Source organism: Microbulbifer sp. MI-G, assembly GCF_030440425.1.
In the GTDB taxonomy this organism is placed as follows: Bacteria; Pseudomonadota; Gammaproteobacteria; order Pseudomonadales; family Cellvibrionaceae; genus Microbulbifer; species Microbulbifer spongiae.
In genome coordinates this window covers 4,264,678-4,278,930 of sequence record NZ_CP098023.1, presented here as the reverse complement: position 1 = coordinate 4,278,930, position 14,253 = coordinate 4,264,678, and the positions used below count along the sequence as shown (strand labels likewise).

Genomic DNA, 14,253 nt, shown 5'->3' with positions numbered 1-14,253 from the left:
GGGTGGATTCTTCGATTGTCATCCGCTGCGGCGCTCCCGTACACTTGCTGCTCCGGTAGTTGCCAGCCTCCAAGTAATCGACAGATATAAACGCCTTGTTCACGGAAAACCCCACTACGCCTGAGGAGGATCAGAGTGCCAACGCCACGGGCTCTGTAGGTCTTGTCGCCCCCAAGCGCCACAGGTTTATCGAACCATTGTCCCTGGCCTGCGGGCGCATTCTGCAGGACTATACCCTGGTGTACGAAACCTACGGTGTGCTGAATGCCCAGAAGAGCAATGCGGTACTCATCTGTCATGCCCTCTCGGGTCACCACCACGCCGCCGGGCGGCACAGCCCCGATGACAAGCGGCCGGGCTGGTGGGATCACTATATCGGCCCCGGTAAACCGATTGATACCAATACATTTTTTGTGGTTGCCCCCAATAACCTGGGCGGCTGCCATGGCTCCACCGGGCCGGTTTCCATCAATCCTGACACCGGCAAACCCTGGGGGCCGGATTTTCCCGCTCTGCGGGTGCGCGATTGGGTACACAGCCAGGCGCGCCTTGCGGACCTGTTGGGAATCGAGCAGTGGGCGGTGGTGATCGGTGGCAGCCTGGGCGGCATGCAGGCCATGCGCTGGTCACTGGAATATCCAGAGCGGTTGCGCCACTGTGTGGTGATTGCCTCGGCGATGAAATTGTCGGCGCAGAATATCGCTTTCAATGAGACCGCTCGCCAGGCCATCACTTCAGACCCGGATTTTTGCGAGGGGCGCTATTTGGAGCGGAAAAAGTTACCCCGTCGCGGCCTCGCAGTGGCGCGTATGATAGGCCATATCACCTATCTTTCCGACGATGGTTTGGGGCGCAGGTTTGGTCGGGAATTGCGCACCGGCAGTTTCCAGCAGGGTACTGAGGAAGTGGAGTTCCAGATACAGAGCTATCTGCGCCACCAGGGCGATACCTTCTCCAGCAGTTTCGATCCCAACACCTATATTCTGATGACCCGTGCCCTAGACTTTTTCGACCTCGCACGGGAGTACGGTGACGACCCTGTGGCCGCATTTGCCAATGCCCGCTGCCGTTTCCTGTTGGTTGCCTTCACGTCCGACTGGCGCTTTGCGCCACAGCGTTCGCGGGAGATTGCGGATGCATTGATGCACGCCAATATACCTGTGAGCTATGCGGAAATTGAGTCGGCCATGGGCCACGATGCTTTTCTGCTGCCGAGTGAGCGCTACGAAACTCTCTTTCTCGCCTATATGCAGCGGGTGGCGGAGGAGATGCGCGGATGCGAATAGATTTGGATGTGATCCAGGAATGGATAACGCACGGCAGCTGTGTACTCGACCTGGGTTGTGGCGACGGTGCGCTGCTGGAGCAATTGGGCAAGAACAGGGGTGTGACAGGCTATGGGTTGGAGATTGACCCGGGACAGATCACCCGCTGTGTAGAGCGCGGTGTGAATGTGGTTGAGCAGAACCTGGATGCGGGTCTCGGCAATTTTTCCGATGGGAGCTTTGATACGGTGGTGATGACCCAGGCCCTGCAAACACTCAGACACCCTCACCTGGTTGTAGAGGAGATGCTGCGGGTGGGGCGCGATTGCATCATCACCTTCCCCAATTTCGGTCAGTGGAGAGCCCGCTGGCATCTGGCCTTCTCCGGGCGCATGCCGGTTTCCGACCTATTACCTTATGAATGGTATGACACACCCAATATTCATTTTTGTACTTTCCGGGATTTCGAGGTGTTGTGCAGGGAGCGCAGTTGGACTATTTTGCATCGCCAGGTAGTATGCGAATCTATGCCGGGCGGGATTTTTAAAGAGTATTTACCCAATTTATTTGGTGAGACCGCGATCTACCATCTGACTCGCTAAACTAGTAGTCCGGTGACCAATGATGCGCTGCCTAATAATGATTCCGGCGCCATGTCTTGTATCCCTATCACGGGCACGGCGAGCCGCTTGGGGTGGGTGCTTATGGGTTGTGAGCGCGCCACCGGGATACAGTGCTGACCCCGTTTGCCGGTCGGTGCCCAAAACCATTGGAGGTGAAGCGTGAAACCCATTCCTGTCGCAGCCGCCACACTGGCCCTGCTTTTCTGGATGTCCAGCGCTGCCGCGCAACAGGCCCGGCTGATCAAGAACCATGAGGATTTTGGCGATTACCGGGTGGTCTATTCGGTCTTCAACAGCGACTTTATCCAGCCAGATATTGCTCAGAAGTACCAACTGGTGCGGGCCAAGGACCGCGCCTTCGTCAATGTGACGGTGGTAAAAAAAGAGGGTGGGACCCACGGCCTCAGTGCTGAGATGTCGGGTTCGGCGACAAACCTGATCCAGCAGTCGAGGCCGCTGAAGTTCACCGAGATCCGAGAGGGAGATGCGGTCTACTATCTGGCAGCCCTGCGCTTTGAAGACGAGGAGACGCTCACCTTCAACGTGGATGTCAGTCTGCCCAACGGCAAAAAAGAGACAGTCACGTTTCGCCGTAAGCTGGACAGGCCCTGAACGGTCCCGCCGCCGGTCCCCAGCGGTGCCTGGTACCGGGAAAATGACACTGTTGAATGGGATTTCCTGCGGGCCTGGCGCCCGCTTTTTAGTTGGTGAGGTAAGGTGAAAAGCATTGTTCTTGCCAGCGGTAACACCGGCAAGTTGCGAGAGTTTTCCCAGCTTTTTGGCACCTGGGAAATAGAGGTTTTGCCGCAGTCAGCCTTCGGTGTGCCCGCAGTGCAGGAAACGGGGCTCAGTTTTATTGAAAATGCCCTGATTAAAGCCCGCCATGCGAGCCGTATCAGCGGTCTGCCGGCACTGGCAGATGACTCGGGCCTGGCGGTGGACGCACTGGGTGGCGCTCCGGGCATCTATTCGGCCCGTTACTCCGGCGAAGGGGCCACAGATGCGCGCAATAATTGCAAGCTGCTCGAGGCACTGCGGGGAGTCGAAGAGCATTTACGCGGTGCCAGTTTTCATTGCGCCCTGGCTTTTGTGCGCCGTTTCGATGACCCGGTACCTCTGGTGTGCTGTGCACAGTGGCGCGGGCGTATACTCGACGCGCCGGCCGGGAAGCACGGCTTTGGCTATGATCCCCTGTTCTATGTGGCCGCCGAAGGCTTGACCTCGGCGCAGTTGCCGCAGGAAGTGAAGAATCGCCTTAGCCACCGCGCCCAGGCTCTCGCAAAGTTTGAGGTCATTTGGCGCCAAGCCATGCTGGGAGCCAACTTTGCCGGCTAACGACAACAGCCTTGCTCTGCCCCCTGTCAGTCTCTACGTGCATATTCCCTGGTGTGTACGCAAATGCCCCTATTGCGATTTTAATTCCCACCAGGCCGCCCGTGACCACACGGATACCGACTACGCCCTGCCCCAGGCGGACTATGTGGCGCAGTTGCGCCGCGACCTGAAGAGCCAGCTACCCTGGGTGCAGGGGCGCAAGCTGCAGTCGATTTTCTTTGGCGGCGGTACCCCGAGCCTGTTTTCCCCAGAGGCCATCGGGCAGATCCTGGCGATGGCCGAAGCTCTTGTGGGCTTTGCCAGGGACATCGAGATTACCCTGGAGGCAAATCCGGGCACCTTCGAACAGGCAAAGTTTACCGGTTACCGTGCCGCCGGTGTCAACCGTCTGTCGATCGGGGTGCAGAGTTTTAATACCGACCACTTGCACCGCTTAGGCCGCATCCACAGCGGCGAAGAGGCCGTCAGCGCCCTGGCCATGGCGCGCAGGGCCGGGTTTGACAATATCAACCTGGACCTGATGCACGGTCTGCCACAACAGACGGAAGCGCAAGCTCTGGAAGATCTGCACCGCGCGGTGTCCCTGGCACCGGAGCATATCTCCTGGTACCAGCTCACCATTGAACCCAATACCGCCTTCTACAGTGCGCCGCCCTCCACACCGGGCCCGGAACGGATTGCCGGTATGCAGGGCAGTGGGCGTGCGTTCCTCACTTCACGGGGTTATCTCCGTTACGAGATATCCGCCTACAGCGGAGAGGGGCTGGAATCCCGCCACAACCTCAATTATTGGTCATTTGGCGACTATCTGGGCATCGGAGCCGGGGCACACGGCAAAGTCACACTGCCACGGGATGGCCAGGTATTGCGTACACGGCGCACGCGCACCCCGCGGGACTACCTGGCGATTGCGCCTGCCCGCGAGTTACTGTATACAGAGCTGGCTGCACCGCAGGTCGATCCGATTGAGGCGGGAGACCTGCCGCTGGAGTTTTTGATGAACGCCCTGCGTTTGGTTGAGGGTGTGCCCCTGTACAGTTTTGAGCGCTATACCGGACAGTCCCTGGAGGTGCTGTCGCGGCATTGGCCGACACTGGTGGCCATGGATCTGGTAGAGCCCCTTGAGCGACGTATTGCCGCCAGTGCCTTTGGCTTTGATTATCTCGATGAGATTCTGCAACGCTTTCTGGAACAGCCGTGAGGTACCTGCGCCGGACCTTGAATTCTGTGTCAGCGCCCCAATCAACGCGTTAGCTGGCATACTCCGGCTGTATTTCTGCGGCCGGCATCGTGCGCTGATGCTTCCGAGTGGCCCCGCACTGAGTAACTAGAGAACAGGAAAGCAATATGAGCGAGCACGCAATCATCAATGTAACTGACGCCGATTTTGAAGCGGAGGTACTCAAGGCTGAAAGCCCCGTATTGGTGGATTTCTGGGCACAGTGGTGTGGTCCCTGCAAGATGATTGCCCCGGTGCTGGATGACCTTGCAGAGCACTATGGAGACAAGCTGAAAATTGTCAAAGTCGATGTGGATACCAACAAGGAGAGCCCCGCGACATACAATGTGCGCGGTATTCCCACTCTGTTGCTGTTCAAAGGCGGCAACGTGGAAGGCACCAAGGTTGGCGCTCTGTCCCGTGCCCAACTGACGGAATTTATTGACAGCCAGTTGTAATCCCGGTGGTTCCATCCTGTAAAGAGGGTAAATTTGCTTGCAGGATGGAATACACCCGTTATACTGGCTGTAATTCTGTAATAGCCCGGCGGCTATGAATCAACTGGTGGCCAGCTGAAATAAACGCCCCTCCACAGGGTCTCTGACCATTCCCGGCGTCTATATTCCTCGGATTGAGCTTATGTGATACTGCTCCAGATTTGACGATGGGGCGCATAAGCTTGACGAATACTGCGCTCTGGATGGACAAGGGCACTTTGGTGTTTTGGCAAAATAGAAGAGCAACCTTTTAATTTTTAAAACCCCTCCTCGAAAAATTTCCGGCGTGTCCGCGCCAAATGACAACAGAAACCTTAATAAGCAATTGGTATGAATCTATCCGAATTAAAAACCAAACCCATTGAAGAGTTAATCGAAATAGCCAAAGGTATGGGCCTGGAAAACCTGGCCCGGTCGCGCAAACAGGATATTATTTTCAATATCCTAAAGCGCCATGCCAAAAGTGGTGAAGATATTTATGGAGATGGCGTATTGGAAATCCTCCAAGATGGTTTTGGATTTTTACGTTCCGCAGACTCTTCGTATCTCGCGGGACCGGATGATATTTACGTTTCCCCAAGTCAGATTCGCCGTTTTAATTTGCGTACAGGGGATTCGATTTCGGGAAAAATTCGTCCACCCAAAGAAGGTGAGAGATATTTTGCTTTATTGAAAGTTAACGAAATTAATTTTGACAAGCCGGAGAATGCCAGAAACAAGATTCTGTTTGAAAACCTGACCCCGCTTTTCCCTAATGAAAGCCTTACCCTGGAGTGCGGCAACGGTTCTTCCGAAGACCTTATTGGTCGTATTATCGATCTTGTGGCGCCGATTGGTAAGGGCCAGCGCGGTTTGATTGTGGCACCACCTAAGGCCGGTAAGACCATTATGCTGCAGAATATGGCCCAGGCCATTACCCGCAATAACCCCGAGTGTCATCTGATCGTCCTTCTGATTGATGAGCGCCCGGAAGAAGTGACTGAAATGCAGCGCTCTGTTCGCGGTGAGGTGGTGGCCTCTACTTTTGACGAGCCGCCGGCGCGCCATGTCCAGGTTGCTGAAATGGTGATCGAGAAGGCCAAACGCCTGGTTGAGCACAAGAAGGACGTCGTTATTCTGTTGGATTCTATTACCCGTCTGGCGCGGGCATATAACACAACGGTGCCAAGCTCGGGTAAAGTGCTCACCGGCGGTGTGGACGCCCACGCGCTGGAGCGCCCCAAGCGCTTCTTCGGTGCTGCGCGCAATATTGAAGAGGGTGGAAGCCTGTCTATTATTGCTACTGCACTGATTGATACTGGTTCGAAGATGGATGAGGTGATTTTCGAGGAGTTCAAAGGTACCGGTAATATGGAATTGCAGCTGGATCGCAAGATTGCTGAAAAACGCGTCTACCCTGCGATTAACGTTCGCCGTTCCGGTACGCGTCGAGAGGAGCTGCTGATGCCAGAGGGCGAGCTGCAGCGGGTGTGGATTCTGCGCAAACTGCTCCACGATATGGAGGATTTGGCCGCGACGGAGTTCCTGGTGGATAAGTTGAAAGACTTCAAGACAAACGATGAGTTCTTCCTGTCCATGAAACGTAAGTAATTTTCAGCAAATATCAGGCGCTGGTATCGGCATTTTTTATGTGCCTGGGATTGCATCGGGTGATTATTTGGATTGATTGTTGTTGAAAAGGCGAGCAAATAGGCATATAAAGCTCCACAGAGTGGCGCTGGATAGGCAAGTGATTGAGCGGCGCCCGACTGAATTGGCTCAGGAGTAATTCCGTAAGGGCCAATCTCAAATGGATAATCTGGTGGAGCTGGTTTCCATTTGTGACTGCACGACAGCCCACATATCTAGTGAGAACCTTTTGTGAATATCTATATTGGAAATCTGGCCTACGCGGTAACCTCTGACGACCTGCACGAAGCTTTCGGTGCTTTCGGAGAAATCTCTCGGGCTACTGTTATCACCGACCGTGAAACTGGCCGCTCTAAGGGCTTCGGTTTCGTAGAAATGCCCAACGACGACGAAGCGCGCAAAGCAATTGAAGAGATGAACGATCAGCCGATGTCCGGCCGTAACATTCGCGTTAACGAAGCCAAGCCTCGCGAAGACCGTCCGCGTCGCCCCCGCTTCTAAGTTCTAAGCTAGCGAAAAGCTTAAGATTTTTTCGGCCCGCTGGGTATCGCTTGCGGGCCGTTTCTCCCCCTCCGCTCAGCCACCCTGCCAGGGAGCCACTCCCTATTTTGCATCTTCTGTTTTACACTGACCGCCGGTTTTTCTTCACCTGTTAGCCCATGAAATACAGAGACCTGCGCGACTTCATCACGTTGCTGGAAAAGCGTGACCTGTTGAAACGTATTCGCTATCCCGTTGACCCGCACCTGGAAATGACAGAAATCTCGGACCGTGTGTTGCGCTCTGGTGGGCCGGCACTGCTGTTTGAGAACCCGGTGGGTTCTGATGTCCCCGTGCTTGCCAACCTGTTCGGCACCCCGGAGCGTGTGGCTTTGGGTATGGGACGGGAAAGTGTGGAGGAGTTGCGAGCGGTTGGCGAATTACTCGCGTTTCTCAAGGAGCCTCAGCCGCCGGAGAATCTGCGCGATGCATGGGAGAAGCTGCCGCTGTTCAAGCAGGTGCTCAATATGGGGCCAAAGGTGGTGCGGGATTCTCCCTGCCAACAGGTTGTACTGGATAAAGATGCGGTGGACCTGCACACATTGCCGATCCAAACCTGCTGGCCAGGGGATGTGGCTCCCCTGGTGACCTGGCCATTGGTCATTACCCGTGGGCCTGAAAAGAAACGCCAGAATCTCGGCATTTACCGCATGCAGCTGATTGGTAAAAACCGTTTGATTATGCGTTGGCTCAGCCACCGCGGTGGTGCTCTGGATTACCGCGACTGGTGTAAAAAGCACCCCGGTGACCCCTATCCGGTGGCTGTGGCCCTCGGTGCAGATCCCGCTACCATTCTTGGTGCTGTGACCCCGGTACCGGATGCTCTGTCCGAATACGCGTTTGCGGGTCTGCTGCGCGGGGATAAAACCGAAGTGACAAATGCCCTTTCATGCGATCTGCAGGTACCGGCCAGTGCCGAGTACGTTTTGGAAGGCTTTCTCTACCCCGGGGACACTGCCGATGAAGGCCCCTTCGGGGATCACACAGGCTACTACAATGAAGTGGACCGCTTCCCGGTATTTACCGTGGAAAAAATCACCCATCGCAACAACCCCATTTATCACAGTACCTATACTGGGCGCCCACCGGACGAACCGGCGATTCTGGGAGAAGCACTGAATGAGGTGTTTGTGCCAATACTGCAAAAGCAGTTTCCTGAAATCGTCGATTTCTATTTGCCGCCCGAAGGCTGTTCCTACCGTTTGGCAGTGGTGACCATGAAAAAACAGTATATCGGGCATCCCAAACGTGTGATGATGGGAATCTGGTCTTTCCTGCGCCAGTTTATGTACACCAAAATAGTGGTTGTCACCGATGAGGATGTGAATGCGCGGGACTGGAAAGAGGTGATCTGGGCCATCACCACACGTATGGACCCGGTGCGGGATACGGTGATGATAGAGAATACGCCGATTGATTATCTGGATTTCGCCTCACCGGTATCGGGACTCGGCTCAAAAATGGGGTTGGATGCCACCAACAAATGGCCCGGTGAGACGGACAGGGAATGGGGCAGTCCGATTGAGCGGGATTCAGGAATTGTCAAAAAAGTGGATGAAATCTGGTCCAAGTTGGGCCTTTAAGCGTCGCTGCAATTTATTCTATAGATGTTTTCCAGTACAAATGCCTGAGCGTGGAAATTTTATTGTTGCCGAAAATAAAAATAACTTTATATATTATGGATGGAAGATATCTGTGAAATATCCAATGCTACCTATTTTTTCGCAGTAATCACTAAACTCAATAACTTCCATACGGATAGGGTCTAAATAGAAATACCCAAGATCTTGAGCCTGGGGTTGATGGCCTAGAAAAATCATGTGTTCTACTGCACTATAGTGCAGTTTTTTTCTTCGATTATTGAGAAGTCTTTTGTAGCGGTTATAAATAGTTTTATAGCCACTCACAATCTTGTAGGTTCTATTGTGGTGCGTACATGTCAGAATAACGCTTTTTTGAGTTTGATTGACTAACCAAGTTCTTAGTTCTTTAGGCATGGTTTTTTTTATTATTTTTTCGAGCTTATCCAGCTCTTTTTCTGAAAGTTTTTTTCCGGTCATAGGTATTTGATGGTTTAATCAATTGGAGAATTGGATTCAGATATAAATATTGACGCAATAATATTCACGCTATCGTATACCAATTCCATTGGGTTCATGGAAGCCATCCGCCAGGTTATTTCTTCCGGCACGACTGTCCAGCGGTCATGCCAGTTCCTTTTTTGTCTTCACGCGCATACCCGGAGCTTTTGTCGATAGGTAACTGACCGAATTGATTCCCGTCAGCAAGTAATCGAAGATAGTTTTCGCTCTCTGTCTCTTCAAGATGTATCTCTCAGATTCTGGGCAAACGATTCCAAAGACGGAAGTTAATGTGTTAGGTGGAGTATATAGCCATATATGGAAAAGACGAACAGGTGATAGCTTGATGCACTACTCATATTTCTAACTGGGGGTGCCTTTATTTATCATAAAAGTACCACTTGAGAAGATAATCAACCTAATCGTTATACAGAAGAGAATAGAAAAGGATTCCTGTATGATCCTGAGGATACATACTGTTGTTATGCGGTATTGTGTGGCATATGCTTGAGCTGTGTTTTTGAAGTGGGCACAAGAATTGAAAAAACACTTTTCTATCATTAAAAGAATAAATGACAGGCTAGGCAAATGTTAAAAAAATCAAATAAATTTAATTACTTGGCTGTTTCAATCCTTTTTCTGGGATTCACTCACTTCAGCCAGGGCAATGTTTTAGAAGGGGACTGCAGTGTTCAACTGCAATGTCCGGATAATTCTATTGTGAGCTGTGAAGGAACCAATGCGTCCTGTTTTACGGGCTCTGACTATGTGAGTTGTAATGGACAAGTGACCCAATGTGAAACCGATGGCGGTCCCGAACCCTGCACTGCGCCTCCGGTACTGGATATTGTGGAGAACATCCCTGCGTTCTACCCGCCAATGCACCCTTTTGGCCGATACAGTTTGGCAGGCATGGCAGGCCCTAACTATGTTTGGTCGGTCAACTATGGTCAAATACTGGGTGATAACACTGGGGGCGCTGTGGTTATCAAATCCGCTTCTATCGGCTGGTTTACCATTACCGTGACGGCGAGCTCAACAGTACCTGGTTGCAATAAAACCACTACCTTCTCGGAAAATTTTTATGTCGAAGCAGATCCGCGACTACCCAACTAAATAAGAAGGTTACCGCCTCCTGTCAATGGCGGAGGCGGCTTTGAGAAGTCAGTGGTTTCAAAGGAAAGGTGTTTTGACTTTTTGTTTACAATTTCTGTTAATGACTGAAATGTATTGCATCGCAAAAAATTTAACTATTGCAGATAACCCGCAGTGATTCGCACTCGCCGCTTTAGATGGTATCGGGCCGCCCTGCATTGTGACAGCGTAAGGTGCGTATCCCCCCTCTCCTGGATGGCCCAGGTGCTTATTGAATCTAAGAAATCATCCATAGTCTGTGCTGTTTGAATTATTTCGAAAAATTAACCAGTTTTGTGTTTAACCAAATCTGCGCCAATGGGAATTACATCTCTGTTTGAAAGGTAATTGATGGTTTAAAATCCGGTCTTTTCAAGTATCAGGGAAGAGCTTGTAATGTTTGACAAACTATGGAGCAATCACCCGACCATTGGCGCCTCGATATTCTCGGATGACGCGCCGTGCACCATGGATGGGAAAAGGACATATACTAATCAATGCGCAATCCGAATGGGGGTCTCCCTGCAAAAATCGGGAGTAACACTGGATACCTTTAAGGGCGCCCGTTGTTGGTATGGGCATAAACCCGCTCATATCCTCCGCGCAGAGGAATTGGCCAATTGGCTAAAAGGTCCTTTCTCTCCCTTCAAGCAACGAGTGGGTTTTGAAGCGTCAAAAGGGTTTCAGAAGATCATTGGAAAGAAGGGAATCGTCTTCTTCAAAGACTATTATGGACCCGGTAATCGGGGCGACCATATTGATCTCTGGAACGGGAGCAGATTAACAAAATTCAGAACCTGGTTTGAATTCAGTATCCGCAACGGTCGTCACTATGAAAAGGCGACTGTCTGGTTCTGGCCGGTAGCGTGAGGGCGATATGAAAAGGTATATCCTCTCAGCTTTAATTGTTTTTACCCTGTTTGCCTGTGGCCTGGAAGAGCGGCCTTCCTACAAGATCTATGTTAATACGCTTCCGGAGCAAGGCCCCGTCCTCCAATACGATCCTGAAAGCGGCCTGACCAACCTGGCACAGGTCAAGGCCGGGCTGCAAGAGCGCGATCTTGACAAGTTCAATCGTTCCCTGGATTGGTATGGTACTGAATCTCATTTCGGGATCGAAAGGATTGATGGTAAAACTGCCAGAGAGCTGGTGGACCTGGTTAACTGTTTAAAGAAAAATGAGCCGAATCAACAGGGCGCAACCTGCTTTTGAAAAAGAGAGACTGACACTCTGTGGCGTTGATGTAATAGATGCAGCAGTACAGCAAGCACAGGATACAGAAGGACGACGGTATTTAAGCTGGAAAACAGCCTTGTTGTTGTTTTGTATAATGCCAATCCTTCATTTTAACAGGAGGTATATGAGCGATGAAAACAGAAGAGGAAAAGCTTGTAACTGATTTTTGGATACAGGTTTGGGATAAGCAACAATTAAATAAAATTCCAGCATTTATAGCCCCGGCTTTTGTGATTCACTCTGCGGGAAAAGACATTGCTGGTATTGATGCATTTTCCAGGTGGGTGGCGAATTTTCAGTCCAGGATCAATGATCTCAGATTTATTGTTCACGACATCTTTTCCAGTGCGGAAAAGGTTGTCAGCCGTTGGCAAATTACTGGGCAAAATATGGGCTTTATGGGTACGGATAAAAACCTTCGGCCAATAGACCTGTCCGGAATTACTATTTCCGTAGTCAGGGAAGGAAAAATGATTGAAAAGTGGGTTGAAAGAAGTGCTTGGGAGCTCTATCAATCACTTGAGTCGTAGTTTCACAATACGGAGAACCTCGAAGCGGATCATATTTGCGTTCTTTCCGCACGATACCTTTCTCAAACCCAGGCAGGGATCAAATTGCATGCGTATCCGCAAACCTGCTGGGGTCAGACCGGCCCGGTGTATTCGCCCCGTGCCGGGTAATGGTTCTCTTGCACAAATTGGAGTGCACCGAGTATTTCCTTAAAATGCGGGCGAACGAAGGGCATGGTTTGAACGATGGCGAAATAGAGCGTGCAATCCTTTCGAACCAAAAAAACCCCTGGTTCAGAGAAGAGTGCCGGCTCCTCAATGCCGATAGAAGTCTTGCCGTGGCCCGATGAAAGGTAAAGCCCCCACTGCTTTGCCACTGACAGTGGTAAGTCGTACCCAATACGTAATTCTGGAAAGCCAACCTTTTCCGCCATCTTATTGGCGCGATTTTCATTGTCAGAGGAAATTGCAATGGTCTTGACACCCCTTTCTAAGCATTCCGGGGACACACGGCCCAGCTCCTTCAGGTAGGTTGCGCAGATAGGGCAATGCAGACCACGATAAAAAACAACCAGCGTTGCGAACTGGGGATTGTCCCTGGTGAGATCAAAGGTACCCGAAGCGAGAGTTTCCAATACCAGCCTCGGGACTGGTTGACGGGGTATCAGCATCGTTTTCCTCACACAGTGCAGGTGTAAGCTGTATTTCAGGGACTAGAGGTCAATAACTAAACCGTCTTGTCACCGAGCGGGCACTGTCAACACAGTGTACGGGCAGTTTAGTACATCTGAGCAGTCCCTCTCAGTAGCGGGGAATTTCCAATTCTGGTGTCGGCCAAATACCCTAAAGGCCAGTGCATTACCCCCCCACGACCCGGAACCGGAACGTGAATCGCCTGCTGTGACAGTGTCTGGTTCCGGTTCCGAATCGAAGGTATCCAGCGCTCGGAGATTTTCAGTGGACAAGCGTAATGTAAATTGACATGGCGGACACAGTATGGAATCCCGGTCTCGTGCCAGAGACTTCCTGGTCCGTCCCGGTTTTACAGGGCAAAAAATTCGGGCTATGTGGATGGCGGGTTATTTTAACCAAATGGGCAAGGTAAGCTGTTCAAGTGATCTGCCTGGCCACATCCAGCATGCGATTTGCAAAGCCCCATTCGTTGTCAAACCAGATTAAAATCTTCACCAGCTTACCTCCGGCCACCCGCGTTTGACTGGCATCGATAATGCCGGAGCGCGGGTCGTGATTAAAATCACAGGAAGCCAGGGGCTCTTCGGTAAAACCCAGTACGCCTTTAAAGTTTTTTGCGGCTGCCGATTCAAGCAGGGCATTCACTGAAGATTGGCTGACAGTTTTTTGCAATTGTACAGACAGATCAATGGCGGAGACATTGACGGTGGGCACACGCATGGCCTGGGCTTCGAATTTCCCGGCCAAATGGGGGAGAATACGCTCGATACCCTGGGCCAGTGCGGTGTCGATGGGGATAATCGAAGCAACGGCGGAGCGGGTTTTTCTCAGGTCGGTATGGTGGTAGGCATCACTCACCGGTTGATCGTTCATGGCGGAGTGGATGGTTGTAATCACTCCGGCTTCAATACAGAATGCTCTATCCAGAGCCGCAATCACCGGTACACTGCAGTTGGTGGTACAGGAGGCAGTAGAAATAATCCTTTCTTTACCGCTGAGGATCTGGTCATTGACGCCATAGACAATGGTGGCATCCACATCGCGGCTGGCGGGTTGGGAAAATAAAACCCGCTTGGCACCGGCAGCCAGGTGTAACTCTGCGTGCTTGCGCTCCTTAAAGCTGCCAGTACACTCCAGTACAATATCCACATTGTTTCTGTGCCACTGCAGGTCTTCCAGCCGTTCGCTGTGCGTGACAGCGATGCGATCGCCATTGACCACTAGCGTATCTTTTTCCGCAGACACTTCGCCGTTGAAGCGCCCGTGTACTGAATCGTATTTGGTCAGGTGCGCGATGGTGGCACAGTCGGCAAGCTCATTGATGGCAACAATCTGCAAGGTAGCCCGGGCACCGGATTCGTAGAGGGCACGCAGTACGGAGCGGCCGATGCGGCCATAGCCATTGATGGCGAGTCGAATCGTCATAACAGTGTTGCCAGGTTGAAGTTACAGGGGGCGCTGGAGCAACCGTCGCCAACTGGAGTGGCAGCA

The 14,253-nt window shown here is 52.0% G+C and carries 16 protein-coding genes; 13 read left to right on the top strand and 3 right to left on the bottom strand.

Annotated elements, in window-relative coordinates:
* The first annotated feature begins 95 nt into the window (after window positions 1-95).
* The 9 genes from metX to ubiD all read left to right on the top strand — a co-directional run bounded on the left by metX (window position 96) and on the right by ubiD (window position 8,691).
* Window positions 96-1,286 (top strand): homoserine O-succinyltransferase MetX, encoded by a 1,191-nt coding sequence (gene metX / locus M8T91_RS17760; RefSeq protein ID WP_301415557.1) that lies wholly within the window; start codon window positions 96-98, stop codon window positions 1,284-1,286.
* Window positions 1,277-1,867 (top strand): methionine biosynthesis protein MetW, encoded by a 591-nt coding sequence (gene metW, locus M8T91_RS17755; RefSeq protein ID WP_301415556.1) that lies wholly within the window; start codon window positions 1,277-1,279, stop codon window positions 1,865-1,867. The genes metX and metW overlap by 10 nt, the downstream gene beginning before the upstream one ends.
* A gap of 180 nt (window positions 1,868-2,047) precedes the next feature.
* Entirely contained in the window at window positions 2,048-2,500 is a 453-nt protein-coding gene (locus M8T91_RS17750) for a DUF4426 domain-containing protein (RefSeq protein WP_301415555.1), read from the top strand.
* Window positions 2,501-2,605: 105 nt separating this feature from the next.
* The gene (gene rdgB, locus M8T91_RS17745) at window positions 2,606-3,223 is read left to right on the top strand and encodes an RdgB/HAM1 family non-canonical purine NTP pyrophosphatase (RefSeq protein ID WP_301415554.1); all 618 of its coding nucleotides are present in this window, start codon (window positions 2,606-2,608) and stop codon (window positions 3,221-3,223) included.
* Window positions 3,213-4,424: a radical SAM family heme chaperone HemW gene (gene hemW / locus M8T91_RS17740; RefSeq protein ID WP_301415553.1), complete on the top strand. Its 1,212-nt coding sequence runs from the start codon at window positions 3,213-3,215 to the stop codon at window positions 4,422-4,424. Before rdgB ends, hemW begins: the two co-directional genes overlap by 11 nt.
* Window positions 4,425-4,570: 146 nt before the next feature.
* Window positions 4,571-4,900 (top strand): thioredoxin TrxA, encoded by a 330-nt coding sequence (gene trxA, locus M8T91_RS17735; RefSeq protein ID WP_301415552.1) that lies wholly within the window; start codon window positions 4,571-4,573, stop codon window positions 4,898-4,900.
* 369 nt (window positions 4,901-5,269) lie between these two features.
* Window positions 5,270-6,529 carry a transcription termination factor Rho gene (gene rho / locus M8T91_RS17730; protein WP_301415551.1) on the top strand — a complete coding sequence of 420 codons (1,260 nt, stop codon included), beginning with the start codon at window positions 5,270-5,272 and terminating at the stop codon, window positions 6,527-6,529.
* A 270-nt stretch (window positions 6,530-6,799) separates the two neighbouring features.
* Window positions 6,800-7,069: an RNA-binding regulator gene (rbp, locus tag M8T91_RS17725; protein ID WP_108731407.1), complete on the top strand. Its 270-nt coding sequence runs from the start codon at window positions 6,800-6,802 to the stop codon at window positions 7,067-7,069.
* A gap of 158 nt (window positions 7,070-7,227) precedes the next feature.
* Window positions 7,228-8,691 carry a 4-hydroxy-3-polyprenylbenzoate decarboxylase gene (gene ubiD, locus M8T91_RS17720; RefSeq protein WP_301415550.1) on the top strand — a complete coding sequence of 488 codons (1,464 nt, stop codon included), beginning with the start codon at window positions 7,228-7,230 and terminating at the stop codon, window positions 8,689-8,691.
* Window positions 8,692-8,784: 93 nt separating this feature from the next.
* On the opposite strand, the gene M8T91_RS17715 is transcribed toward ubiD, so the two are convergent.
* Window positions 8,785-9,168 carry a hypothetical protein gene (locus tag M8T91_RS17715; RefSeq protein WP_301415549.1) on the bottom strand — a complete coding sequence of 128 codons (384 nt, stop codon included), beginning with the start codon at window positions 9,166-9,168 and terminating at the stop codon, window positions 8,785-8,787.
* A gap of 609 nt (window positions 9,169-9,777) precedes the next feature.
* Here M8T91_RS17715 and M8T91_RS17710 point away from each other — a divergent pair.
* The 4 genes from M8T91_RS17710 to M8T91_RS17695 all read left to right on the top strand — a co-directional run bounded on the left by M8T91_RS17710 (window position 9,778) and on the right by M8T91_RS17695 (window position 12,090).
* On the top strand, window positions 9,778-10,305 hold the full coding sequence (locus tag M8T91_RS17710) for a hypothetical protein (protein WP_301415548.1): 528 nt from the start codon (window positions 9,778-9,780) through the stop codon (window positions 10,303-10,305).
* A 414-nt stretch (window positions 10,306-10,719) separates the two neighbouring features.
* Window positions 10,720-11,193 (top strand): type VI secretion system amidase effector protein Tae4, encoded by a 474-nt coding sequence (locus tag M8T91_RS17705; protein WP_301415547.1) that lies wholly within the window; start codon window positions 10,720-10,722, stop codon window positions 11,191-11,193.
* A 7-nt stretch (window positions 11,194-11,200) separates the two neighbouring features.
* Window positions 11,201-11,536 carry a hypothetical protein gene (locus M8T91_RS17700; RefSeq protein WP_301415546.1) on the top strand — a complete coding sequence of 112 codons (336 nt, stop codon included), beginning with the start codon at window positions 11,201-11,203 and terminating at the stop codon, window positions 11,534-11,536.
* 155 nt (window positions 11,537-11,691) lie between these two features.
* The gene (locus tag M8T91_RS17695; protein ID WP_301415545.1) at window positions 11,692-12,090 is read left to right on the top strand and encodes an ester cyclase; all 399 of its coding nucleotides are present in this window, start codon (window positions 11,692-11,694) and stop codon (window positions 12,088-12,090) included.
* Between the two features lie 113 nt (window positions 12,091-12,203).
* On the opposite strand, the gene M8T91_RS17690 is transcribed toward M8T91_RS17695, so the two are convergent.
* Together M8T91_RS17690 and gap are read right to left on the bottom strand one after the other, a co-directional pair.
* Entirely contained in the window at window positions 12,204-12,740 is a 537-nt protein-coding gene (locus M8T91_RS17690) for a peroxiredoxin-like family protein (RefSeq protein WP_301415544.1), read from the bottom strand.
* Between the two features lie 439 nt (window positions 12,741-13,179).
* Window positions 13,180-14,187 (bottom strand): type I glyceraldehyde-3-phosphate dehydrogenase, encoded by a 1,008-nt coding sequence (gap, locus tag M8T91_RS17685; protein ID WP_301415543.1) that lies wholly within the window; start codon window positions 14,185-14,187, stop codon window positions 13,180-13,182.
* Window positions 14,188-14,253: the final 66 nt, after the last annotated feature.

Bases quoted from the DNA above. Each gene is read 5' to 3' on its own strand.
- M8T91_RS17690 (WP_301415544.1), bottom strand. From the start codon at position 12,740: ATGCTGATACCCCGTCAACCAGTCCCGAGGCTGGTATTGGAAACTCTC.
- rho (WP_301415551.1), top strand. From the start codon at position 5,270: ATGAATCTATCCGAATTAAAAACCAAACCCATTGAAGAGTTAATCGAA.
- trxA (WP_301415552.1), top strand. From the start codon at position 4,571: ATGAGCGAGCACGCAATCATCAATGTAACTGACGCCGATTTTGAAGCG.
- metW (WP_301415556.1), top strand. From the start codon at position 1,277: ATGCGAATAGATTTGGATGTGATCCAGGAATGGATAACGCACGGCAGC.
- M8T91_RS17715 (WP_301415549.1), bottom strand. From the start codon at position 9,168: ATGACCGGAAAAAAACTTTCAGAAAAAGAGCTGGATAAGCTCGAAAAA.
- M8T91_RS17700 (WP_301415546.1), top strand. From the start codon at position 11,201: ATGAAAAGGTATATCCTCTCAGCTTTAATTGTTTTTACCCTGTTTGCC.
- M8T91_RS17695 (WP_301415545.1), top strand. From the start codon at position 11,692: ATGAAAACAGAAGAGGAAAAGCTTGTAACTGATTTTTGGATACAGGTT.
- gap (WP_301415543.1), bottom strand. From the start codon at position 14,187: ATGACGATTCGACTCGCCATCAATGGCTATGGCCGCATCGGCCGCTCC.
- M8T91_RS17710 (WP_301415548.1), top strand. From the start codon at position 9,778: ATGTTAAAAAAATCAAATAAATTTAATTACTTGGCTGTTTCAATCCTT.
- M8T91_RS17705 (WP_301415547.1), top strand. From the start codon at position 10,720: ATGTTTGACAAACTATGGAGCAATCACCCGACCATTGGCGCCTCGATA.
- ubiD (WP_301415550.1), top strand. From the start codon at position 7,228: ATGAAATACAGAGACCTGCGCGACTTCATCACGTTGCTGGAAAAGCGT.